The organism is Lachnospiraceae bacterium KGMB03038 (assembly GCA_007361935.1).
GTDB lineage: Bacteria > Bacillota > Clostridia > Lachnospirales > Lachnospiraceae > Massilistercora.
This window is the reverse complement of sequence record CP041667.1, coordinates 2,849,499-2,871,903: the sequence shown is the minus strand read 5'-3', so window position 1 is coordinate 2,871,903 and position 22,405 is coordinate 2,849,499. Positions and strand designations below refer to the sequence as shown.

Annotated in this window: 19 protein-coding genes, 2 tRNA genes and 2 pseudogenes; 18 read left to right on the top strand and 5 right to left on the bottom strand. The window is 45.2% G+C overall.

Features of this window, described 5'->3' with window-relative positions; all coding sequences use genetic code 11:
• The 9 genes from FND36_14170 to FND36_14130 all read left to right on the top strand — a co-directional run bounded on the left by FND36_14170 (position 1) and on the right by FND36_14130 (position 8,626).
• Positions 1 to 627, top strand: a complete 627-nt coding sequence (locus tag FND36_14170) for a DUF4405 domain-containing protein (GenBank protein QDW75082.1) — start codon at positions 1 to 3, stop codon at positions 625 to 627.
• Between the two features lie 6 nt (positions 628 to 633).
• Complete coding sequence (locus tag FND36_14165; protein QDW75081.1) at positions 634 to 1,314, top strand: flavodoxin; 681 nt, start codon at positions 634 to 636, stop codon at positions 1,312 to 1,314.
• Positions 1,315 to 1,371: 57 nt separating this feature from the next.
• Positions 1,372 to 1,725: a molecular chaperone Hsp90 gene (locus FND36_14160; GenBank protein ID QDW75080.1), complete on the top strand. Its 354-nt coding sequence runs from the start codon at positions 1,372 to 1,374 to the stop codon at positions 1,723 to 1,725.
• Positions 1,726 to 1,927: 202 nt separating this feature from the next.
• Positions 1,928 to 3,217, top strand: coding sequence for an IS30 family transposase (locus tag FND36_14155; protein ID QDW75079.1), 1,290 nt, complete (start codon positions 1,928 to 1,930; stop codon positions 3,215 to 3,217).
• A 391-nt stretch (positions 3,218 to 3,608) separates the two neighbouring features.
• Positions 3,609 to 4,148: a flavodoxin family protein gene (locus FND36_14150; protein QDW75078.1), complete on the top strand. Its 540-nt coding sequence runs from the start codon at positions 3,609 to 3,611 to the stop codon at positions 4,146 to 4,148.
• A 25-nt stretch (positions 4,149 to 4,173) separates the two neighbouring features.
• The gene (locus FND36_14145) at positions 4,174 to 5,211 is read left to right on the top strand and encodes an aldo/keto reductase (GenBank protein ID QDW75643.1); all 1,038 of its coding nucleotides are present in this window, start codon (positions 4,174 to 4,176) and stop codon (positions 5,209 to 5,211) included.
• Positions 5,212 to 5,293: 82 nt separating this feature from the next.
• Positions 5,294 to 6,634 carry a D-serine ammonia-lyase gene (locus FND36_14140; GenBank protein ID QDW75077.1) on the top strand — a complete coding sequence of 447 codons (1,341 nt, stop codon included), beginning with the start codon at positions 5,294 to 5,296 and terminating at the stop codon, positions 6,632 to 6,634.
• Positions 6,635 to 6,792: 158 nt separating this feature from the next.
• The gene (locus FND36_14135) at positions 6,793 to 7,245 is read left to right on the top strand and encodes a MarR family transcriptional regulator (GenBank protein ID QDW75076.1); all 453 of its coding nucleotides are present in this window, start codon (positions 6,793 to 6,795) and stop codon (positions 7,243 to 7,245) included.
• Positions 7,235 to 8,626, top strand: coding sequence for a multidrug efflux MFS transporter (locus tag FND36_14130; protein ID QDW75075.1), 1,392 nt, complete (start codon positions 7,235 to 7,237; stop codon positions 8,624 to 8,626). Before FND36_14135 ends, FND36_14130 begins: the two co-directional genes overlap by 11 nt.
• A gap of 53 nt (positions 8,627 to 8,679) precedes the next feature.
• Here the strand turns inward: FND36_14130 and FND36_14125 are convergent, their stop codons facing one another.
• Positions 8,680 to 9,540, bottom strand: coding sequence for a phosphoribosylaminoimidazolesuccinocarboxamide synthase (locus FND36_14125; GenBank protein ID QDW75074.1), 861 nt, complete (start codon positions 9,538 to 9,540; stop codon positions 8,680 to 8,682).
• Between the two features lie 176 nt (positions 9,541 to 9,716).
• On the opposite strand from FND36_14125, the gene FND36_14120 reads away from it, so the two are divergent.
• Both FND36_14120 and FND36_14115 read left to right on the top strand, forming a co-directional pair.
• Positions 9,717 to 9,787: transfer RNA gene (locus FND36_14120), tRNA-Gln, on the top strand.
• A 52-nt stretch (positions 9,788 to 9,839) separates the two neighbouring features.
• Positions 9,840 to 9,913 (top strand) — tRNA-Pro (locus FND36_14115).
• A 208-nt stretch (positions 9,914 to 10,121) separates the two neighbouring features.
• Here the strand turns inward: FND36_14115 and FND36_14110 are convergent.
• A complete protein-coding gene (locus FND36_14110) occupies positions 10,122 to 10,328 on the bottom strand; it encodes a helix-turn-helix transcriptional regulator (protein QDW75073.1) in 207 nt (68 codons plus the stop codon).
• A 159-nt stretch (positions 10,329 to 10,487) separates the two neighbouring features.
• Between FND36_14110 and FND36_14105 the strand changes: the two genes are divergently transcribed.
• Both FND36_14105 and FND36_14100 read left to right on the top strand, forming a co-directional pair.
• A complete protein-coding gene (locus tag FND36_14105) occupies positions 10,488 to 10,733 on the top strand; it encodes a hypothetical protein (protein QDW75072.1) in 246 nt (81 codons plus the stop codon).
• Between the two features lie 717 nt (positions 10,734 to 11,450).
• Positions 11,451 to 13,277: pseudogene (locus FND36_14100) on the top strand (AAA family ATPase).
• Between the two features lie 57 nt (positions 13,278 to 13,334).
• Here FND36_14100 and FND36_14095 read toward each other — a convergent pair.
• Positions 13,335 to 14,531: an IS256 family transposase gene (locus FND36_14095; GenBank protein QDW75071.1), complete on the bottom strand. Its 1,197-nt coding sequence runs from the start codon at positions 14,529 to 14,531 to the stop codon at positions 13,335 to 13,337.
• 113 nt (positions 14,532 to 14,644) lie between these two features.
• Between FND36_14095 and FND36_14090 the strand changes: the two are divergent.
• The 3 genes and pseudogenes from FND36_14090 to FND36_14080 all read left to right on the top strand — a co-directional run bounded on the left by FND36_14090 (position 14,645) and on the right by FND36_14080 (position 17,206).
• Positions 14,645 to 14,944, top strand: a pseudogene (locus FND36_14090) (ATPase).
• Entirely contained in the window at positions 14,941 to 15,969 is a 1,029-nt protein-coding gene (mcrC, locus tag FND36_14085; protein QDW75070.1) for a 5-methylcytosine-specific restriction endonuclease system specificity protein McrC, read from the top strand. Before FND36_14090 ends, mcrC begins: the two are co-directional and overlap by 4 nt.
• Before the next feature lie 724 nt (positions 15,970 to 16,693).
• Positions 16,694 to 17,206: a hypothetical protein gene (locus FND36_14080; protein QDW75069.1), complete on the top strand. Its 513-nt coding sequence runs from the start codon at positions 16,694 to 16,696 to the stop codon at positions 17,204 to 17,206.
• 184 nt (positions 17,207 to 17,390) lie between these two features.
• Here the strand turns inward: FND36_14080 and FND36_14075 are convergent, their stop codons facing one another.
• Positions 17,391 to 18,998, bottom strand: a complete 1,608-nt coding sequence (locus FND36_14075) for an IS1182 family transposase (protein QDW75068.1) — start codon at positions 18,996 to 18,998, stop codon at positions 17,391 to 17,393.
• Between the two features lie 135 nt (positions 18,999 to 19,133).
• Positions 19,134 to 20,729 carry a hypothetical protein gene (locus tag FND36_14070; protein ID QDW75067.1) on the bottom strand — a complete coding sequence of 532 codons (1,596 nt, stop codon included), beginning with the start codon at positions 20,727 to 20,729 and terminating at the stop codon, positions 19,134 to 19,136.
• 393 nt (positions 20,730 to 21,122) lie between these two features.
• Between FND36_14070 and FND36_14065 the strand changes: the two genes are divergently transcribed.
• Complete coding sequence (locus FND36_14065; GenBank protein QDW75066.1) at positions 21,123 to 22,097, top strand: helix-turn-helix domain-containing protein; 975 nt, start codon at positions 21,123 to 21,125, stop codon at positions 22,095 to 22,097.
• A gap of 24 nt (positions 22,098 to 22,121) precedes the next feature.
• Positions 22,122 to 22,340, top strand: a complete 219-nt coding sequence (locus FND36_14060) for a hypothetical protein (protein ID QDW75642.1) — start codon at positions 22,122 to 22,124, stop codon at positions 22,338 to 22,340.
• Positions 22,341 to 22,405 lie beyond the last annotated feature (65 nt).

Below are 22,405 nucleotides of genomic sequence, written 5' to 3'. Positions count from 1 at the left end.
ATGAATACACGAAAGAAGATCGACATGATAATGGCAGTCCTGATGATCCTGACCATGTCCTATCAGGCCACTGGAAATCTATTTCATGAGCTGGCGGGAGTCCTGCTGCTATTGCTGTTTCTTGTTCACAATGTGATAAACCGGAAATGGTACGCCAGCCTTTTCAAAGGAAGATATTCCGGCTGCCGGAAAGTCCTGCTTACCGTAAATATACTGACGCTTTTTTGTATGCTGGCGGCTATGGGGACAGGAATCTATATATCCCAGCGTTTGTTTGCGCCCCTGTGGGGAATGAGGGAAGCTTATCTGATTCGTCCCCTGCATGTGGCCGCGGGAAGCTGGGGAACGATCCTGATCTCCATCCATGGAGGGCTGCACATTTCTCTGCCAGAGAAAAGGAAGCCTCTTATGCTCGTGGAAGGGATCGTGACGGCAATCCTTGGAATCTTGGCATTTATCGCGCTGGATATGCCTTCCCGGCTGGTCCTGCGGGATACGGGCATGTACTGGTCCTATCCGGGAGTTTTGCTGTTTGCCGCCAATGTCGCAGTGATGACCCTTTTTATGGGAATTGGGGCGGCAGCGGGAGATTTCCTCAAGAAACAAATTTCAATAAAAAGGAGATGAAAGAGAATGAAAAAAAGAAAAATAACCGCGCTGCTTCTGTGTGCGGCAGTAATTTTTACACTCACCGCCTGCGCGGGCCAGGAGGAATCCGGCCCGTCTGTGTCCCTGGAAGACACTGAGGATACGGCCGGCACGCCTGCGGGAGGAGACAATATTTTGATCGCCTACTTTTCTGTGCCGGAGACAGACGGCACGGACACGGTGGCTGGCGCAAGCCGGGTGTCTGTGGATGGTCAGGTAATGGGAAATAATGAGTATGTGGCCCATCTGATCCAACAGCAGACAGGAGGAGATCTATTTGCCATTGAGACTGAACAGGAATATCCCGGAACCCATGATGAGCTTCTGGACTTTGCGTACAATGAGATGACAGAAGAGGTCCGGCCGGCGCTGGCCTCTCAGATCGAGAATCTGGACAGCTATGACACCATTTTCCTGGGATACCCAAACTGGAACGCAGATCTGCCGATGCCGCTCTACACCTTCCTGGAAGAATATAACCTTAGCGGCAAGACGATCATTCCCTTTACCACTCACGGAGGAAGCGGATTCTCAGGAACTATAGAGACCATTGGGCAGATGCAGCCAGATGCCGCAGTGATCGAAGACGGGCTGTCCATCTCCCGCAACGCCGTACCGGATGCGGCGGGAGAAGTGGCAGACTGGGTGGATGGATTGGAGTTGTAAAAATAGGCGGGGTTGTGCTAGAATAATGGCAGATTTACAAAAAGTGGGGTGTTTGCCATGAGCAGAGAAGCAGTAGAGTACGTTGCAGAGAAGAGCAAAGAACTGATCCAGGCGCCCAGTTGTTCCCAGGAAGCCAAAGACGCGGCAAAGGCCTGGCTTGACGCGGTGGGAACCGACCGGGAAGAGGAAGAGACCAAGAAGTATTTTGCGGAGCTGGAAGAAGATATTGTAACGGTAGACGGTCTGATCGCTTTTGCGGAATCTGAGGCGGGAGCGAAAGTGTTTGGCGATAAGGCGCCGGGCGTGGCGGAACATGCCAGACAGATCAAGACAGAAGGGGCAAAATATTGTGACTGCCCAGCCTGCGCCGCAGTAGAAGCAATCCTTGCGAAGAAGGAAGAACTGCTGTAAGAAAAAGGCAGTTCCCAAAATGAATCCAAGACCGCTGTATGGGGAAACCTGTAGGTTAATTGAAAAATTAATTGCAACATAGGTTGTTGCGGTTAGAATTACAAGGCATATGAGCCATGGAGTTGCAGTTGTAACTTCATGGTTTCTTTTTGCCTTTTTTCCAGTATACTATCCTTGTCCTGTCTTCGGATTGGAGGTAACCATGAGTAATAAACACCTTACATATGACGACAGGCTCGCCATCCAGTCAGGTCTGCAGCAGGGATTGAAGGTCGCACAGATCGCCAAAAACATTGGAAAGGATCGGTCTACTGTCGGCAGAGAGATCAAAGCACACCGCAGGCTGGTCAAAACGTCAGGGGGCAATAACTGTATCCACCATTGTACCTGTACCAGAATCCCAAACTGCCGTCAGGGATGCTTTCGTGGGAAGAAACAGTGCCAGACAGCATGTGGACGATGTCAGGAAGGATGCCCTGATTATCAGGAAGAGTTCTGTACAGATTACGAAAAGTCGCCGTTTGTCTGTAATGCCTGTGACCACCGGCTTCGCTGCCGTCTGCGCAGGATGCTCTATGACGCCAAGCATGCTCAGCAGCAGTATGAACAGATGCTCTCTGAATCCCGTAAAGGAATCTCTCTTACAGAGCAGGAGTTAAACCGGATCAATGATACGATCACACCGCTGTTAAAAAAGGGGCAGTCACTCCCGGTTATCTGTGAACGTCACAGAGATGAACTGCCCGTATCGGAACGGACGATCTATTCCTATATTGATGCAGGCCTTTTGGATGCCAGAAATATAGACCTGAGAAGGAAACTGCGCAGACCGGAACGGAAAAAGAGCGGTCCGGTTCTCCGGGTAGACCGGAAATGCCATATCGGACGCAGTTATGAGGAATACGAGGAATATATGCGCCAGAATCCAGATGCCATAGTCAGCCAGATGGACAGTGTGGTCATACACAAAGGCGGCCAGACACTGCTGACAATCTTGTTTACCAACTGTGACGTACAGCTCATGTTCCTGAGAGAGCGCAACACAGCGGGATCAGTAACAGAAATATTCTGCCGGCTGCGGAAAGCACTTGGAGATGAGAAATTCCGGATGCTTTTTCAGGTTATTATTACCGATCGGGGAAGCGAATTCAGCGATCCCGAAAAAATCGAAGCAGATATGGAGACCGGAGAGATCCAGTGCCGCGTATTCTATTGTAACCCGATGAATACAAATCAGAAGAGCAACTGTGAACGGAACCATGAATTGATCCGTTATATCATACCTAAAAATCATGCAAAGGATGAATATACGGAAGAAGAAATCAGGGAAATGATGAACCACATCAATTCCTATCCCCGAAAAAAGTGGAACGGACAGGCTCCTATAGATCTTTTTATCAAGATCTACGGCCAGGAGACTGCGAACCTCCTGGGCCTTGAAAAGATCCCATCCGATTCCATAACCCTTACACCGGCTTTATTTAAGAAGTAAACCGGAATTTAAGAGAAGACAGGACACGATAAAAAAGGAAACACAAACAGGGTGCATTTACAACTTCTGCGAAAAGTAAAAAATGCAGTCTGTGTTTTGTCATGCCTTCCTTTAAGAAATTTTACAAGGAAAATCGGAAAAAGGCAATCCAAAGCCAGAAAAACAGCTTAAAACTGTTGCAGTTACTCATGATATTATGCAGTTACAACTTCATAAAGTTTTCAATGTGCAGTTACAACTTCAATGTTGCAGTAAGGATTTCAATTAACCGGGGAAACCTGTACAGCGGTTTTTCTATGCGTTTTTGGCATTTTTCTGCATGCGGTATAAGCATTTGTCTATGTAAAAATGGGACGTATAATAAAGGTATAGAAGAAAAGGAGATGAGCAAATGAAGATCATTATATTAGAAGGAAGCCCCAATCGAAAAGGCTCCTCCAACATGCTGGCAGAGCAGTTCGCAAAAGGCGCAAAGGAGGCAGGGCATACGATTGAAGTCATTGACGCGGCGCATGGGGATATCCATCCGTGTACCGGATGTATCCACTGCGGATATGAGGGACCCTGCATCCAGAAGGATGACATGGAAGAAATCAGGAAGAAGATCCTGGAAGCGGACATGATGGTATTCGTGACCCCTCTGTATTACTATGGCATGTCGGCCCAGCTTAAGATTCTGGTGGACCGTTTCTGCGCGTTTAACAGCAGCATCCACAGAAAAGGTATGAAATCAGCGATGATCGCGGCGGCATGGAACAGCGATGATTGGACCTTCGAAGCGCTGGAAGCGCATTATGAGACTCTGGTGCGGTATCTGAACCTTAAGGACGAAGGAGCAGTCTGGGGAAAGGGCTGCGGGACGCCGGAGATGACCAGACAGTCGAAATATATGGAAGAAGCTTATGAATTGGGAAGAAGACTTGGGGACTAAGAAGACAGAGCAGGGAGGAGAAACCATGAAATATGTAAAACTTGGAAATTCAGACCTGAAAGTATCCCGCATCTGTATGGGCTGCATGGGATTTGGAGACACCAAGAACGGTCAGCATAGCTGGACTCTGGATGAAGAACATTCCCGCCAGATCATCAAAAGAGGGCTGGAACTGGGAGTGAATTTTTACGATACGGCGATCGCGTATCAGAGCGGGACAAGCGAGCAGTATGTGGGAAGGGCGCTTAGAGATTACGCGGGGCGTGATGAAGTGGTGGTGGCGACGAAATTCCTTCCCCGTACCCAGGAAGAGATCCAAGAAGGGATCTCCGGACAAAAGCATATAGAGAAAATGATCGATAGAAGCCTGTCCAATCTGGGGATGGACTATGTAGATCTGTACATTTATCATATGTGGGATTACCAGACCCCACTTTATGACATCATGGATGGGTTAAATAGAGTCGTGAAAGCGGGAAAAGCACGGTATATTGGCATATCCAACTGCTTTGCCTGGCAGCTTGCGAAGGCAAATGCCCTGGCGGAGAAGGAAGGATTTGCCGGATTTGTATCGGTGCAGGGCCACTATAATCTCTTGTTCCGGGAAGAAGAGCGGGAGATGGCGAAGCTGTGCGCAGAAGACAACATCGCCATGACGCCATACAGTGCGCTGGCAGGCGGTCGTCTTTCCAAACATCCGGGAGAAACCTCCAAACGGTTGGAGGAGGACAGCTACGCTAAGGTGAAGTACGATGGGACAGCCAAGCAGGATCGAGTGATCATTGACCGGGTGGCAGAACTGGCCGGCCGGCATAGGGTGTCCATGACGGAAGTATCCCTGGCGTGGCTTCTCACCAAAGTGACGGCGCCAGTAGTGGGCGCCACGAAGCGAAGCCATATCGAGGGAGCAGTGAAAGCCGTAGATCTTGCGCTGACCCAGGAAGAGATGGATTATCTGGAAGAGGCATATGTTCCACACAGACTGGTGGGAGTGATGGCCCAGAACACGAAAGCCGCCGCAAAGGAAGAACACGTGTGGTCCACAGGCAGCCAGGAGATTTGAGAAAGGCTGGTTTACAACAGAGGAAAGACCTCCTATAATGAAAGCAGTAATAATAGGAATGACAGAAAAAGGAGGGAATCTTATGAATCTGGATATGCTGGAACAGAAAGCGCCTGTGGTGAAAAAGCTGCGCAGGGCGGAAGAAGTGAGCTGGATCAATCCATACTATGGGAAGACCCAGGAAGCGCTGAAAGATATTGAATTATCGATGGCAGATGTGGAAGACGCGGCAAAGCGCCTTGCAAGATTTGCCCCGTTTATCCGCAAGGCGTTTCCGGAGACGGAAGAGGCGGGAGGCTTGATCGAGTCGCCTCTGCGGGAGATCCCTAAGATGAGAGAAGAATTAAATGCCGTTTGGAAGGCAGGGCTTCAAGGAAAGCTGCTGCTGAAAATGGATTCCCACCTGGCGGCCGCCGGTTCTGTGAAGGCGAGGGGCGGGATCTATGAGATCCTGAAGCACGCGGAAGATCTGGCCTTGGAACAGGGAATGATCCGGCAGGGAGAAAGCTATGAAAAGTTCGCGGATCCTTCAATGAAGGAATTTTTCTCCAAATACGCAGTGCATGTGGGGTCTACCGGGAATCTGGGACTGTCTATCGGAATCATCAGCGCGGCTCTTGGCTTCCGGGTGTATGTCCATATGTCCCAGGATGCGAAGCAGTGGAAGAAAGACCTGCTACGGTCCAAGAATGTCCAGGTGATCGAATACGCGGGGGATTACGGCGCGGCGGTGAAACAAGGCCGGGAAGAAGCCCTGAAAGATCCCTGCAGCTATTTTGTGGATGATGAGAATTCGGTAAGCCTGTTTTTGGGCTATGCGGTGGCGGCCCTGCGGCTCCGGGGGCAGTTGGAGGACTTAGGCATCTTGGTGGACGAGGAACATCCTCTGTTTGTCTATATTCCCTGCGGAGTGGGCGGAGCGCCGGGGGGCGTTGCCTTTGGCCTGAAACTCCTGTATGGAGACCATGTACATGTATTTTATGAAGAACCGACCCAGGCATGCTGTATGGTCCTTGGGATCGCTACAGGACTTCATAGTGAGATCTGTGTCCAGGATATCGGTCTTTCGGGCAAGACGGAGGCGGATGGCCTGGCTGTCGGACGGCCTTCCAAATTCGTGGGCAAGACGGTGGAGCATCTCTTAAGCGGAGAGTTTACCATAGAAGACGAGAAGTTATACATATATATGAAAGAACTTTTGGATCAGGAAGGCGTCTTCATTGAGCCAAGTTCCTGCGCGGCATTTGCCGGACCATCCAGGATCGAGACCGATGAGGCGTGCGCAAGATATATCGAAGAACAGGGACTGACCGGACAGATGGGGCAGGCTGCCCATATCGTCTGGGCCACCGGAGGATCGTTGGTGCCGGAGGATGTGCGTGAGGCATATATCAAAAAAGCGATGGAAGCAGAAAAGAAATAGGAGGCAGACAGATACTAGCTCAATTCCAGACGTAGTAAAATTGAATTTTACTACGTCTGGAATTGAACTTTTTCGGGACTGGAAAAAGGAATTGACAGCGATTGCCCTCTTGTCTATAATTGATAAGGTACCTTATTAAAAGAAAGGGAATAGGATCTATGCAGTTAAAAGACGAAGATGTGGTGGAGCTTTTCTTTGAAGTGATGAAGTTAAACCGCAGTTATTCAGAAGAGCGATACGGACGAATGGACGTCTACCGGGGACAGTACAGCTGTCTTTTTATATTGGAGCGAATCGGGCCCATCAGCCAGAAGAAGCTGGCGGACTGTCTGCGTATCCGCCCTTCTTCCGCGGGAGAGATCCTGGGGAAGTTAGAACAGAAGGGATTGGTGCAAAGGACAGTTTCCGCGAAGGACAAACGGATCATACTGGTATCTTTGACGGAGGAAGGCAAACGGAGCGCCGAACAGGTGCGGAAAAACCGCGCCATTGCCCACAAAGAAATGCTGTCGGGCCTTGATGGGGAAGAAAAAGAGCAGTTTTATCGGGCATTGACGAAGATCCGGGACTATTATCTGGGACAGGAGGAGATACACAGCAATGGAGCATAAGATAACGGACCGAAAACGAACGATGATATTTATCAATATTGTGATCACGTGCATCGCCTCATCTATGCTGGCGACGGCGCTGACAACGGCGCTGCCGTCTATGATCACAGACCTGGGGATCAGTGTGACAACGGGACAATGGCTGACCAGCGGCTATTCCCTGGCAATGGGGATCATTATGCCGCTGACGGCCTTTCTCATTACCCGGTTCCCAACGAAACGTCTGTTTCTGACAGGAATGATCTTGTTCATTCTGGGACTGGCTCTGTGTGTGATCGCGCCAAACTTTCCGGTGATGATGGCGGCCAGGATCCTGCAGGCATGTGGAAATGGAATCCTGACCTCCATGTCCCAGGTGATCATTCTGACGATCTTTCCTCTAGAAAAACGGGGAACGGCCATGGGATGGTACGGCCTGTCTGTGGGGGCGGCCCCGGTCATTGCCCCGACGCTGGCGGGAATCATTGTGGATTTGTTTGGATGGAGAGCGATCTTCTATATTTCGATAGGAATCATGCTGGTTTCCTTTATCTGGGCGCTGTTTGCCTTTGACAATGTACTTGAGACAGCTAAGAAGAAATTTGACATGATCTCCTTTGGAATCAGTATTTTTGCCTTTGGCGGAATCACCCTTGGCATTGGCAATATTGGAACCTATGACTGGACGAGCCCGCAGGCGCTGCCGGTTCTTGTGATCGGCTGCGTGGCGGCGGCGCTGTTTGTGTACCGGCAGCTTCATTTGGAAGAACCTTTTTTGGAACTGCGTATTCTGAAGAATAAAGATTATGCGGTCAGCGTGATCGGCAGTATGCTGCTTTATTTTGTCATGATGGGATCTTCCATGCTGATGCCCCTCTACGCTCAGTCTGTGATGGGATATTCCGCTACCGTCTCGGGCCTGATCGTACTGCCGGGATCTGCGGTCATGGCGGTAATCAGTCCATTTGCGGGGAAGATCTACGACAAGCTGGGGATGAAGATTTTATTTCTAGTCGGCGCGGCCTGTATGACTATCAGCTGCGGAGGAATGTGTCTGATCACCATGGATACTCCAGTCTGGGTGGCGGCAGGATGGAATACCCTGCGCACCACAGCGATCGGATGCCTGATGATGCCTTTGGTGACTTGGGGAACCGAGAAGATCGGGTTCCGGATGACCGCCCACGGCACCGCTCTTTTGACGTCTCTTAGGACCGTCGCGGGAGCAGTCGGAACGGCTGTGTTCGTAGGGATCATGACGGCGGTGCGGGAATCTTCTGTGGGTCGTTACGGGGAGGCGGCGGGAGTACATGGCATTAATGTGACATTCTTCTGGATGGCGGCAGTATCGGCGCTGCTGGTATTGATCGGAATTTTCTTCGTCAAGCGGGAAGCGAAATAAAAAAGCGGAGGAACCTATCCCTGAGGCGGTTCCTCCACTTTGTTTTTGTCTTATTACAGCTTTTCACCTGTCAGCATTTCATATCCCTGAAGATATTTGTCGATGGTCTTCTGAACAATGTCTTCCGGAAGAGTCCAGTCGTTTCCGGGATTGGCTTTCAGCCAGTCACGGGCAAACTGTTTGTCAAAGGAAGGCTGTCCATGTCCCGGCTCATAGCCTTCTGCCGGCCAGAAACGGGAGCTGTCAGGAGTGAGCATCTCATCGCCAAGAACGATGTTGCCTTCTTCATCCAGTCCGAATTCAAATTTGGTGTCCGCGATGATGATGCCGCGGCTCAAAGCGTAGTCTGCGCATTTCTTGTAGAGAGCCAAGGTATAATCTCTAAGTTTTGCGGCATATTCTTCGCCTTTGCCTGGGAAATACTTTTCTAAGTGGGCAATGCTCTGCTCATAGGAAATGTTCTCGTCATGATCGCCGATCTCTGCCTTGGTAGAAGGCGTATAGATTGGTTCCGGCAGTTTGTCAGATTCCTTCAGTCCTTCCGGCAGTTTGATCCCGCAGACTGTCCCGTTTTCCTGGTAGCTGGCCCAGCCGCTTCCGGTAATATAGCCCCGCACGATGCACTCGATGGGAAGCATGTCAAGCTTCCGGCACATCATGCTGTTGCCGTCGAACTGCGGCTGCTGGAAGAATTCCGGCATATCTTTTACGTCTGTGGAGATCATGTGATTGGGAAGGATATCTTTGGTCATGTTGAACCAGAATTTGGACATCTGGGTCAGGACGGTTCCCTTCTTTGCCACGTCATTCTTCAGGATGACATCAAAACAACTGATCCGGTCGGTAGCCACCATGATCAGGCTGTCTCCATTATCATAGATTTCACGTACTTTTCCTTCTTTGATTGGTTTCATAGTACATCCCTTTCTATACTGTTGTAGTTTGATTTATGATCCTCTAAATAATAGCAAAACAGATTTCCAAACAAAAAGCAATAGGAATTTTTCAAAAAATGAAAAAAAGGCTTGATTTTTGTTAAAACTTTGTTATAATAATATTTGTTCGCTGGCAAACATGCGGACAGAAGCAGTGCGGATTGGTGTAATGGCAGCACAGCAGACTCTGACTCTGTTAGTAGAGGTTCGAGTCCTCTATCCGTAGTTCCTTGGCAGGGGCGCCGGAGGCTTGGAGAAAAGAGCATCCGGTCATTTATCGGAGTGTGGCTCAGCTTGGTAGAGCGCTACGTTCGGGACGTAGAGGTCGCAGGTTCAAATCCTGTCACTCCGATTTTTTCATGCAAAAATATGGGTTTTTCGGGTGTTGGAAAGGCAATATTTAAACAAATGTTCGTGTTACTTGGTGTTACCTCATGGACGTAAAAATTAAAGGAGGAAATCTTGCACGTATGCTCCTTTCCGGAAAATTTTTTACAGAATAAAATTGAAAAGATGATATGAAGAAAAGGATCACTGCTCTTTCTGAAAAGAGGTGATCCTTAATTTTTGTTCTTCGATCTTCCGACCAGATAATCCAGAGAGACTCCATAATAGTCAGCCAGCTTAATGAAGACTTCAATTGGAATATTGATTTTTCCCAATTCATATTTAGAATATGTGGTCTGCTTTATATTCAGATAATCAGCAATTTCCTGCTGTGTCTTATCATTATCTTCACGGAGATTCCGGATATTTTCAAATACCATGTCTTACTTACTTCCCTCAATTTTTCTCCATTATAAAAAAGTCTCGACACGACTATTGAATTTTAGTCTTATTACGACTATATTTGTTTTGAGAGTATCTTTAAGAATTGGCAAAAAGGGGAAAATATATATTAGCCTACATAGGGGATAACAGCAAAAATGGAATGGACAGAAGAACAATATAAACGTTTTGAAAAATTCGTACTGGGCGATGATATGGATTTCTATGAAGAATATACAATTCATCTGACGGATGAGGAACAGAAAAAATTCTTCGCAGAAAATCCGGATTTTATGTCTGAATATCCGATCAGCCGCGATAAGATATATTTACTAAAAGACCCTATATACAGAGGACTGATGCGAAAAATCAAACATTATGAAAATAATACAGGAGATAAATAAAAGCATCCTGACAGGAAATCTCACTTTATAAGTCTGTCAGGAGGTTCATAATTTTTACGATGTTAGAATACTATCCGGCACCGCCTTTTCCAGCTTATTCGCTGCATCGGTGTTTCTTCTTTCCGCTGTCCTGACGTTTTTGGTGACAGAACAGCAACTGGGGCATCGTTTCGGTATCTTTCTTTTCATTTTCGCCTATCGCCATAAGGCCTTTTGACAGCAGTTATCATCGGTTGAGGTTTATCTTGTCAGCAGTACAAAGCGACGTTTCGGTACTGTTTCGGTATCATTATGAAACAAGTTATCTGGACTACCTCTTTCTTTTTCTTGTTACGCAGTAACATCACAAGTGGGAGAGCCGGCTGTCCTGCCGGGATCTTTCTTTTGTGCTGCGTCTCACTTTCCAGTGAACGCTGATATCTGCTAAAAAAGCAGACCATCGAGGGTATGGGGAATCGAAATCCCAGGCAAGAGCACTACTCTGGAATACACGATTGTGTATTACGTAGTGGATCTTGCTCTTTGAAATTCCCATCAAGATCACAACCCCAAAAGGGAAGGGCAAATTCATAACATGGATTTCGGTATTACCGTAGTGGATCTTGCTCTTATTATCCAGAATAAAAGAAATGTATTCAGCCATTACATTTTTACAGTGTATGACAGGTGTAGAAATTAATGTTATACTAATTTTAAATCAAAAATCGGAGGTACGTTATGACAGATCCGTTATCAAAAGAAGATGTATCAAAAAAATATTCTCCAGAATGGTTTAATGAAGAAGCTCAAAATTCAGATTGTCTATTATTTGAACAAAAGGCGGAACAGTTAAGAAATAATTTCATAAATCGTTTCGGCATTGAACAGCTAAAGGCTCTTTCTGGGAAAGATTTATTAACATCCCTATTTTACAATGACGAGGGAAATAAGACGAATCTATGTTATATGCTTGAAATGGATAGAAATATTAGAGAAACATTTGGCGGTATTTCAGGCGGATCCGCATATAAGTTCGGATTATTTTTTTATAAAAAGACCCAGAAATGGACGTGCGGATCACCACTAAAACCAGTGATACTTGATGAAGAAGATGCCATACTAAAAGCTGAAGAAATTCGAAATAATTTAGTAGAAGGCGCAGAAATAATCTCCTCTTTTGGTAATCTTGATTCTGTAGCAGATTACCAGAAACTTTACAGTAAGTTAGAACATATTTCCGGAATTAATACTGTCTGGAGAATGAAATATTATCAAATATTATTTCCGACATTATTTGCGCCCTTTTACGGTCAGAACAATCAACTCGACGTATTGCAGTTTTTAAAACAAAAGCCAAGCGATATTCCATTTATAAGAATGGGACAAATTGCGCTGTTCGCAAAGCAGTGTAATATTCCAATGGTTGTGTTCGGTTATATTTATGGCAAATATGTAGGATATAAGGATAAGCCTAATGACGTTTCTCAGAATTCACTATCCGATGAAAATATCCGAAATACACATTATTGGATGTATACCGTTTTTGATGATGACAGTTGGAATGAATGTCGTCAGAAAAATATCATGGTTATTGGAATGGATGATATCGGAGATTACGACCGATACAACTCAAAAGAATCTCTCAGGCAGGCCTTGATAAATGTTTATGATGGAAATACTTCTCGAAAAAATCAGGCTCTTATGGCATGGAATTTTGCCAGAACAATAGCTGTTGATGACGTGATTTTTGCAAAACGTGGAAATACTCTTGTCGGGAAAGGGATTATTACTGGTGGATATGTTTTTGACGACTCACGCCCCAAATATAAAAATATCCGAAATGTAAAATGGATACAAGTAGGTGAATGGGAATATCCGGGAAATGCCGTTTCTAAACGCTTGACCGATATTTCTCCTTATACAGAATATATTGAGAAATTGAATGCATTATTTGTTTCTGATGACCTGGATGATATTGATGCACAGCCTGAAATAGATTATCCATTATATACACCGGAAGATTTTCTTTCAGATGTGTATATGAACGAAAATGATTATGAAACACTTGCCAGTGTTTTAAAAGCTAAAAAGAATATCATCTTGCAAGGGGCGCCGGGAGTTGGTAAAACATTTACGGCAAAACGACTGGCATATTCCATGATCGGGGCTAAAATTTCTGATCGTGTACAGATGATTCAATTTCATCAAAGTTATTCATACGAAGATTTTATCGAAGGATATAGACCTACTGAAAGTGGATTCATTATAAAAAAAGGAGCTTTTTACAAATTTTGTAAAAAAGCAGAAGAAGACGATGAAAATGATTATTTCTTTATTATTGATGAAATTAACCGGGGAAATTTAAGCAAGATTTTTGGCGAATTATTTATGTTGATTGAAACAGACAAACGCGGTATTGAATTACAATTATTATATTCAGATGAAAAATTTTCTGTACCTCAAAATGTATATATAATCGGTATGATGAACACTGCTGATCGAAGCCTTGCTATGTTAGATTACGCATTAAGAAGAAGGTTTTCTTTTATCACTATGAAACCCGGATTGATAGTGTCAATAGTTTTTCGCAAAATCAAAACCTAGCCGTTTAGCAGCCGGTAGTCAGCCGGCTATGATATCAGACAGCAGATCCTCTTCTGTTTTGAAAAGATGATCCATATTCATATAGCGTCTGGCTCCCCAACTGGTTGCTGCTACGTGACGCAGTCTGGCACATACGAGCATCAAGGCACTCTGCCCGTCAGGAAAAGCACCGATCGCTTTTGTACGCCGTTTAATCTCACGGTTGAGGCGCTCAATAGCGTTATTGGTTCGGATCCGGGTCCAATGCTGCGTAGGAAAATCCATATAGGTCAAGGTTTCTTCAATCCCGTCCTCTACCTTCTTGGCAGCTTTAGCAAGCTTCATGGCACGGAGTTTCTCCGCTACCTGGATTGCTTTTTCACGGGCGGCTTCCTTGCTTTCCTGCGCATGGATCGCCTTGAGCATAAGCGCTACCGTTTTCATCTTGTTACGGGGGGTAACAGAAAATATATTTCTGTAAAAATGAACCGTACAGCGCTGATATCTGGCATCCGGAAAGACTTCCGGAATGGTTTCAAGCATACCGAGATTCTTATCGCCGATGATCAAACGTACACCAGTAAGCCCGCGTTCTTTCAACCATACGAAGAAAGAACGCCAGCTTTCACGATCCTCTTTCATCCCTTCCGCAGCACCAAGGATTTCCCGGCAGCCATCCTGACTGACGCCAATGGCAACGAGAACAGAAACGTTCTGGATCTCGCCGCCCCAGCTACGTTTCAGGTAAACACCATCTACGTAAACATAAGGATAGTTCCCGGAAAGCGGACGGGTACGCCAGGTTTCAATATGCTCATAAGCCTTTTTATTCAGGTTACTGATGGTTCCAGGGGATACTTTCGTTCCCCATAAGGCTTCGGTGATATCTTCCACGCGTCGGACAGAAACACCGGCCAGATACATCTCAATAAGAGCTTCTTCCACGGAAGATTCTCTGCGACGATATCTTTCGATAATGGCTGTCTCGAAAGGAACCCCTTTCAGTTTAGGAACCTTCAGTTCGACTTCCCCTGCGGTAGTGTGGAGATTTCGCTTATAATGGCCGGAACGATATCCCTGGCGGTCAGAGGAGCGCTCATACTTTTCAGCGTTGACTAATTCGTCGGCTTCCTTATCGAGCAGGGCGTTTAATGTTTCTTCGACACTGTTACGGACAAGATCCTTTAAATCATGCTTTATTAAGTCCTCATTTAGCTGTATAATCTTATCAGACATGGTTCTATAGCCTCCTTTGATAGATTTAGTTGTGGTGACTTGATTTTACCAAACGGCTATAGACCATGTCTATTTTTATGAAATTGATTTTGCGAAATTAATTATACGTTATCCCCGGATTTAATATAGAAGGATTTCATACTTATCAAGACTCGTTAAATAGCCCGAAATTTAATAAGTTGATTTCCTGCGTCAAGCAGTTGAATGTAAATATTACTGGGGATGCTTCTTTAGGAGAAGGCTTCTGTATCGGGCACAGCTATTTCTGTGGAATGACCGAAGAGACTGTTTCCGAACAAGCACTGGCTTCCATTGTCGAATTCGAACTCATTCCACTTTTAAAAGAATACTGGTTTGATGAACCAACTAAAGTTATAGAATGGTCCGACAGATTAAGGAGTGCTATCAAATGATTCCTATACAAAATATCTATTATATGCTGTCCTATGCCTTTCAAACATTACAAACGCAAAATTACAAAGATATTGCAACAGAAAGTTTTCACAATACTGCGGAGTTATATGCAGCGATTCTGGATAAGGGTATTAGTATACAAGTAAAGCGTGGCTTGGGTAAAGATTACATTTCAAAATCAGAACCACTTTCTACTTTGCAAGGAAAGTTAAATATTTCAGAATCTATTAAAACCCAGGCCATGATAAAGAAGCAGATGATTTGTAATTATGATGAATTTTCAGTCAACACTATATTTAACCAGATTATTAAATCAACGGTACGGCTTCTCCTTATAGCGGATATAACAAATAAGAGAAAAAAGCATTTGCGAAATCTTTTATTATATTTTTCTGACGTTGATGAAATCGATTTGCATTCCGTAAATTGGAATCAAAATTATAATCGAACGAATCAAAGTTATCAGATGTTAATTGGCATTTGTTATTTAGTTTATATGGGATTGCTGCAAACCCAACATAGTGGTGATGTCCGTATAATGGACTTTACCGATGAGCAACGTATGTCACGTTTATATGAAAAATTTCTTCTGGAATATTATCGGAAAGAGCATCCTGAGCTCACGGTCAACGCCGCTCAAATTGCATGGCAGCTTGATGATGATGAAAATGAGATGCTGCCAAAAATGCAAACGGATATCATGTTATCGAAAGGAAATAATATTCTGATTATTGATGCAAAATATTATTCACATATGACTCAAACACAATACGGCATTAATACTTTGCATTCCAATAATCTTTATCAAATTTTTACTTATGTAAAGAACAAAGAGTTTGAACTAAAGAATTGTGAACATACTGTATCGGGAATGCTTCTTTATGCTCAGACCGATGAAGATATTGTGCTGAATGGAACATATCGGATGAGTGGGAATCAAATTGCCGTTCGAGCTTTAGATTTAAACAAAAATTTTTCAAAAATTTCGGAACAATTAGATGATATTATTAAATTTTATTTTTAGTACTTTAAGCTTAAAGAAAGATCCATCCCCGGCAAATTGCCGGGGAATGGATTTTATGTTTCAAAGTATGTAAGTGCATTGGAAGCTCTAATCATATTTTAGTATCGGAATATTAGAAAGGACAAAATCAAAAGATTTCATATTCAAAATCAAAAACTATATAGCCCCACCAGATGGGAGATTAAACCTAAGGTTATTTTTCTTATCCGATGATGTTAATGGACTTAGAAGAATGCAATAGTATGCATATCATCAAGTCTTTCACCAAATAGTCATTTTCCAAAAGTAATCTTTGTCATGAACTGTATCCATAATACATCGGAAAAGATTATCAATAAAGAGTTGATTTCACATAATCCTATATCAACCGCATAGCCATCAATCAGCTATCCGATTGATTTTTTATTTTTCGATGTGTGATTTATTTTTTATTAGTACTGCTTATCAAAAAGGTTGTGCGGCGAATCAACACAAAGAGAGAGCTTTGATCTGTTTGTTAGAGAGTAGGCCGGAATACCCAATTGACTGGAAAAGAATTGTTTAAAATATGAAATATAGGTATAATACTTTATATAAGTATTTCGGACATATAAATATGGGATGTTGTTTCAGATTTGGAATCAAAGACATACTTCCCTATTACAGAAATATCGCGCAGGAAGGAGCGAAGCTAAGTGCCTGATCATCAAAGAGAACTGATTGAATATTCAGGAGGGCGGCGATTATGCGGAAAATAAAGATTATCCCATTAGTGGGAATTGAATTGGACGATATAGCGATCGCGTTATCTTCTTCGCAGGAAGATGTAAAAAATTTGTTGGGAGAACCTAATAGTATAAGGGAGGATTCTCTATACTATTTTAACAATGAATTGCGATTTGATTTTGACGAGGATGGAAAAGTGGAATTTATTGAGTTCCTGGGTGGAATTGACGGGGAACTGCAGCCGACCATCTACGATGTGCCTGCTTTTCAGATCAAAGCGGATACACTGTACAAGATACTTAGGGAAGAAAATCATGGGGCTATTGACGACAGCGAAAATGAATATTCCTATGGATTCTTAAATAGCAGTGTTGGAGTATACCGTCCCTCTATTCCCAAAGATGTTGAAGAAATGATAAGGGAAGCGGATGAGGATGGAGATCCGATGGACGAAAGAGAAATTGAAGAGGAGAAGAAAAAAGCGGACTATTGGTCTACGATCGGTATTGGTATTGAGGATTATTTCAGATAGTTTCCAGCCAGCGGTATTTGCTGAAGGTCAGAAAATAAAAAGGGGGTGTCGCAAAATCATCAAATTAGGTGATGGAGCGATACCCTCGCTCCATTTAAAGGAAAACGGAAGTGATTCCACTTTGTTCTGTGGATTACTTCCGTTTTTGAGCATACTTTAATAAAGCTGCTTAGTTTCTGTTTGATTAAGCAGATTCCTTCACTGGAAACAGATGGTTTCCGGTTCGGTCATTTTGTATTTTAGCGTGAAGTTTGTTGAGATTATAGCCCATACTCAATAAAAGAATCTCCAGTTTTACTTTGGTTTTTCCACGGAGTAAAAATCTTTGAAATTCATAGTCGTTTTTCAGGACTCCAAATGCTCCCTCCACCTGGATCGAACGGTTCATCCGGTATAGGAGCCCGGTTTCGCTCAGGATGTTTTCATAGGATTCCTGTCGTTTCTCCAAAAAGCTTTTGGATACATACAGCCGTTTGTTCCCTTTTGCTTTTGTACATTTCTCTTTATAAGGACAGTCCGTACAATCTTCGCATTCGTAGACGGTGACTTCGGATTCATAGCCACTTTTACTTGTCTGCTTTTTCAGGAAAATCGGCCGCAGTTTCTTCCCGGCATGACACGTATAGGTATCTGTCCTTTCATCATAACCCATGTTCTCACGTTTACTGATATCCTTTTTAAAACTCCTCTTTTTCCATTTCTCATACGTTTGCGGTTTGATATAGGGCTTTTGTTTCTGGTCTCTCAGATAGCTGTATCCTTCTTCACTTTCATATCCTGAATCTGCCGTCACGCTTGGATAACGGAATCCCAGTTTTTCTTCCATTCTCTTTAAAAAAGGGACCAGCGTCCATACATCATTCCGATCCTGAAAAATATCTGTCGCGACAATATATTCGCTGTCCACTGCGATCTGTACGTTATATCCCGGCTTCAACTGGGCATTCCGCATATGGTCATCCTTCATATGCATGAATGTGGCGTCCGGATCCGTCTTACAATAATTATTCCGTCCCCGGAAGCTGGCTGTATGCCAGTCGTAGATGGTCTGCCGTTCCAGAAAACGTTGGAACAGTTCCAGATATTTCTGGTTCCGGCTTTTCCGTTTCCCTCTTCCATGGACAAAAACGGTATGCTGTTCTTTACAGCTCTGTTCCAGAAACCGACAGATCTTCTGAAGATCCTGTGTTCTTGTTCCTTCCGTTACAGAAAAACTCTGTAGATACTCCTGGTTCAGAAGAGCTACGGCTTCCTGTACTTTCTGGAACATTTTTGTTTCCCATTTCCCTACGGATTTTTTCCAGACAAAGGTATATTTGTTTGCGCATGCCTCCAGCGTTGTCCCATCAATAAAAACGGTTTCCTTCGACAGCTCGCCCGCATTTTTCAGTCTCTTTACCATTTGATAGAAGAGATCTTCACAGGCATCCGCCAGGAATCCGGTACGGAAACGTGCGATCGTGCTGTGGTCAGGTGCTTTCTGCCCGGCGAGCAGCCACATAAAGTTGATATCTCGTCTGCATGCGGTTTCAATTTTTCTGGATGAATAAATGTTCTGGGAATACGCATAGGTCAGGATCTTGAACATGGTCTTAGGATCCACTGCCGGATTTCCGCCTTTGGCAGAGTAAGCCTGATACAGCAAGCTGTAATCCAATCCCTCCAATTCGTGGCTCAGCAGTCGGACAGAATCATCATCAGGAACCAAACCTTCCAAATTTAATGGCAAAACCAGTTGATAAGGTTCGCCGAATTCGGTATAATTTTTATGGTATTTTTGGTTAGTAGGCATATCTAATTATACCATGGATTACGGACTCTTCGGGGTCCGTTTTCTGTTTTTGGATATGAAAAAGGAGCGTTGCTCCATAGATGATTACTCATCTATTTTGCAACGCCCCCTCTGCATCAAATCCTGATCTGCGGATTATTCTTCTGGTCCTGCCAGTCCGGCTACAAAATCGACCAGATCCGCAGGCGTAGGCTCCGCGACCTTGGGACGGGAACGCACCACTTCTTCATAATAATGCCGGATATATTTTTCAATGACTTTTTCCTGGTGATCTGCCGCCATTACGTCTTTAAACAGCTTGTTGAATTTCCTGGAACCGATTGCGTTGAATTTCTCTATCACTACGTTGATCTCGCTTTCTGACAGCATATATTCGTAAATGAGATTTGTAACCACTGCGTTGAACAGGCGGGAGAGAATGACAGAGTCATCTTCCCTGACATGGTCTCCGGCGAGTTTGATGGCTGTTCCTCCTACAAAGCCGCCCGCCAGTCCGCCTCCGATTCCGATGGCAGTACCTACTCCGGGGGCGATGGTAGTCCCGATGCTTCCAGCCACCTTTGCGGCGGCGAAGGAAGCCCCTAGTGTTCCGACGCCGGCGGTGGCCATAGTGCCCACAAGGGACAGCATATTCTTGGTATACTGAGCGGTAGAAAGTTTTCTTTGGAAAACGTTGTAAGTATCCGGCACGGAGAAGACAACGATAGTGATGGCTGAAGTGACCACGCTGTTTCTCAGTATCTTGGCAAGCTGCTTCATGGCGGCGGCCCCTGAGATGGGGGCTTTGCCGGCCATAGACCGGATCGCGTTGACGATGGTCTGTACAGTTTTATAGCCCATGGCATTTACGATATATGTGCTGAGAGGGATCAGCTCTTTGGTGAGCGTGGTCCTTGCGACCTGCTGCGTAAAGATGTGGGCAAAGAAAGAAAGCCCAAACACCTGAATGCCGGCGGCAAAGGCAGAGTTCATCGCCTCTTGGCGGTTTCCGCTCTGCGTGTAGCTAATGATAAAGGTAGACAGAAAGGTAAGGCCGAAGGCAAAGGAACAGTTGATAGCTCCCGTAGCGGTATCGTAGGTCAGCGATTCTATGGTCCCAGGCTTGCACAGATTGCGGGCCTGCAGGTAAGTCAGCTTACCTTCTTTAATATATTTGGCCGCATCATTTGGATCTGTAACACCGGGCACCTTTCCTTCCAGGATTTTTTTCCGAAATTCGTTGAGTGCTTCCGCATATTTATCTTTGGGCACCTCGATCATCATAGGTTCGCCGTTTGCCATCTGATATCGGAACTGTCCGGTGGCCTTATCAAAGCAGGAGTTGATACAGCCCTTTCCGGTAGAATAGTATTTGGTTTGGATAAAGGTGCCGTTGACTAATCGGTCCGGTCCGTTTTTTGCCTGGTTTCTTCCCACCACATGCGCATCTTTACCGGATAGTCTATCCAGGAGGGTCAGCGCCTCTTCCGCCATTTCGCCGTGGCCGGTTTTGGTGTTTACTGCCGCGAAATTCTCTGGAACCACCGCTTCCAGATCAGCGAAGATGTTCGAAGCGGAGACGGCCGCTTCTTTGACAATATTCTGATAGGTACGGCGGTATGCCTGGAAGAAGGTCGTGCCAGGGGCAGGCTTCAGCACAGGATTTCCAGCGAAGAATAAAAAGGTCCCGCTGCTGGTTCTGTGCAGCTCAAAATCATCGGGAGAGAAAAATTCCCATTTGATGTCCAGCAAATTAGTTGATTGTCTTGAAAAATGCTTGATTTACGGGCATATTCGCAGGTTTGCAGATTGATTTTACTACTCATTTACTACTTTTAACGAATTGAGCCTTGATATGCAAAAGCACCTGCGAAGCTGCCGGATAAACCACTACACCACCTTACGCGGCACGTCGAAAAGAAAAAATAAAATAAGCACCACCTATAAGGCGGCGTTTCTCACTCCCACACAGGAGAACAGGAACGCTGCTTTTTTTATGCCCTCATGTTACGCAGTAAGGGCAAATAAAGCCTTGATTTATGCGGCTCTTAGAGCGCGGAAATGAGAAAGGCAAGGGTTGATACCTTTTCCCTCAAAACCGCGTTTCTACTGCGTAACAAATCCAACCAAAGGAGTGATGAAGCTATGGCAGTTTTCCGCGTGGAAAAGAACAAAGGTTATACGGTTATGAGCAACCACCATTTACGCAACAAGGAACTTTCCCTAAAGGCAAAGGGCTTGTTGTCGCAAATGCTCTCACTTCCCGAAGATTGGGACTACACCCTTGCAGGGCTGTCCCTTATCAACCGGGAAAGTATCGACGCTATCCGCACCGCTGTATGGGAGCTTGAAAAAGCCGGATATATCACAAGGCGGCAGGGACGCGACGAGAAAGGCAAAATGACCGCTATTGAGTACACCATTTACGAACAGCCACAGCCCCCGGCATTGGATTGTCCGGTATTGGAAAATCCAACAGCGGATAAGCCGATATTGGAAAATCCGACACCGGATAACCCGACGTCGGAAAATCCAACGCAATTAAATAAAGAGATACAAAAAACTAACTTACCAAAAAAAGAAAAATTAAATACAGATATATCAAGTACCCATTCCATTCCTTTCCATTCCCTAAATCCCTCTCCCTTAGAGGACGCGGCACAGCTGCCGGAACGGAAGCGAAAGGAAGCGACAGACGCATACAGCGTGTATGAGGAAATCATCAAGGACAATATCGAGTACGACTATCTGATACAGGACAGATACCTTGACCGGGACAGGATAGAGGAAATCCTTGCCCTTATTCTTGAAACCGTCTGCACCAAACGAAGAACAATCCGTATCGCCGGGGACGACCACCCGGCAGAGCTTGTAAAAGCAAAATTTATGAAACTGAACAGCGAACATATCCGCTTTGTACTGGACTGTATGCAGGAAAACACCACCAAAATCCGCAACATCAAGCAGTACATGAAAGCTGCCCTTTTCAATGCTCCGTCTACGATTGGCAGCTATTACACGTCCCTTGTATCTCACGATATGTACGGCGGGCGCACTATCCAGTCGGCAAGAAGCAAGGGCATACCCGATTACACCTGCAACGAGGGCGAAAGCCTGTAAACCAACCCAAAGGAGGATTTTATGATGACACAGAAAACAGGAGCTTTGATTTTTGATGAAACCGCTGACCGCTACGACATTCGCTTTGACGTAAACGACTATTACGGGGGATTGCATTGCGGCGACTGCATGGAGGTCTTTGTGCGGGGCAAATGGAAGCCGACCCGTATGGAGTACGGGGACAACTGGTATCTTGTGGGTATTCGGGCGGCAGACCTTTCCGGGCTGCGGGTACGGATTTAACAGGGCGGCGTGAAAGCGGATGCTCTTTTTTCATGCCCGTCCCGTTTCCCGGCGGCGGGCATACC

Coding starts and splice junctions, on each gene's coding strand:
- FND36_14170 (QDW75082.1), top strand. CDS start 1: ATGAATACACGAAAGAAGATCGACATGATAATGGCAGTCCTGATGATC.
- FND36_14165 (QDW75081.1), top strand. CDS start 634: ATGAAAAAAAGAAAAATAACCGCGCTGCTTCTGTGTGCGGCAGTAATT.
- FND36_14160 (QDW75080.1), top strand. CDS start 1,372: ATGAGCAGAGAAGCAGTAGAGTACGTTGCAGAGAAGAGCAAAGAACTG.
- FND36_14155 (QDW75079.1), top strand. CDS start 1,928: ATGAGTAATAAACACCTTACATATGACGACAGGCTCGCCATCCAGTCA.
- FND36_14150 (QDW75078.1), top strand. CDS start 3,609: ATGAAGATCATTATATTAGAAGGAAGCCCCAATCGAAAAGGCTCCTCC.
- FND36_14145 (QDW75643.1), top strand. CDS start 4,174: ATGAAATATGTAAAACTTGGAAATTCAGACCTGAAAGTATCCCGCATC.
- FND36_14140 (QDW75077.1), top strand. CDS start 5,294: ATGAATCTGGATATGCTGGAACAGAAAGCGCCTGTGGTGAAAAAGCTG.
- FND36_14135 (QDW75076.1), top strand. CDS start 6,793: ATGCAGTTAAAAGACGAAGATGTGGTGGAGCTTTTCTTTGAAGTGATG.
- FND36_14130 (QDW75075.1), top strand. CDS start 7,235: ATGGAGCATAAGATAACGGACCGAAAACGAACGATGATATTTATCAAT.
- FND36_14125 (QDW75074.1), bottom strand. CDS start 9,540: ATGAAACCAATCAAAGAAGGAAAAGTACGTGAAATCTATGATAATGGA.
- FND36_14110 (QDW75073.1), bottom strand. CDS start 10,328: ATGGTATTTGAAAATATCCGGAATCTCCGTGAAGATAATGATAAGACA.
- FND36_14105 (QDW75072.1), top strand. CDS start 10,488: ATGGAATGGACAGAAGAACAATATAAACGTTTTGAAAAATTCGTACTG.
- FND36_14095 (QDW75071.1), bottom strand. CDS start 14,531: ATGTCTGATAAGATTATACAGCTAAATGAGGACTTAATAAAGCATGAT.
- mcrC (QDW75070.1), top strand. CDS start 14,941: ATGATTCCTATACAAAATATCTATTATATGCTGTCCTATGCCTTTCAA.
- FND36_14080 (QDW75069.1), top strand. CDS start 16,694: ATGCGGAAAATAAAGATTATCCCATTAGTGGGAATTGAATTGGACGAT.
- FND36_14075 (QDW75068.1), bottom strand. CDS start 18,998: ATGCCTACTAACCAAAAATACCATAAAAATTATACCGAATTCGGCGAA.
- FND36_14065 (QDW75066.1), top strand. CDS start 21,123: ATGGCAGTTTTCCGCGTGGAAAAGAACAAAGGTTATACGGTTATGAGC.
- FND36_14060 (QDW75642.1), top strand. CDS start 22,122: ATGACACAGAAAACAGGAGCTTTGATTTTTGATGAAACCGCTGACCGC.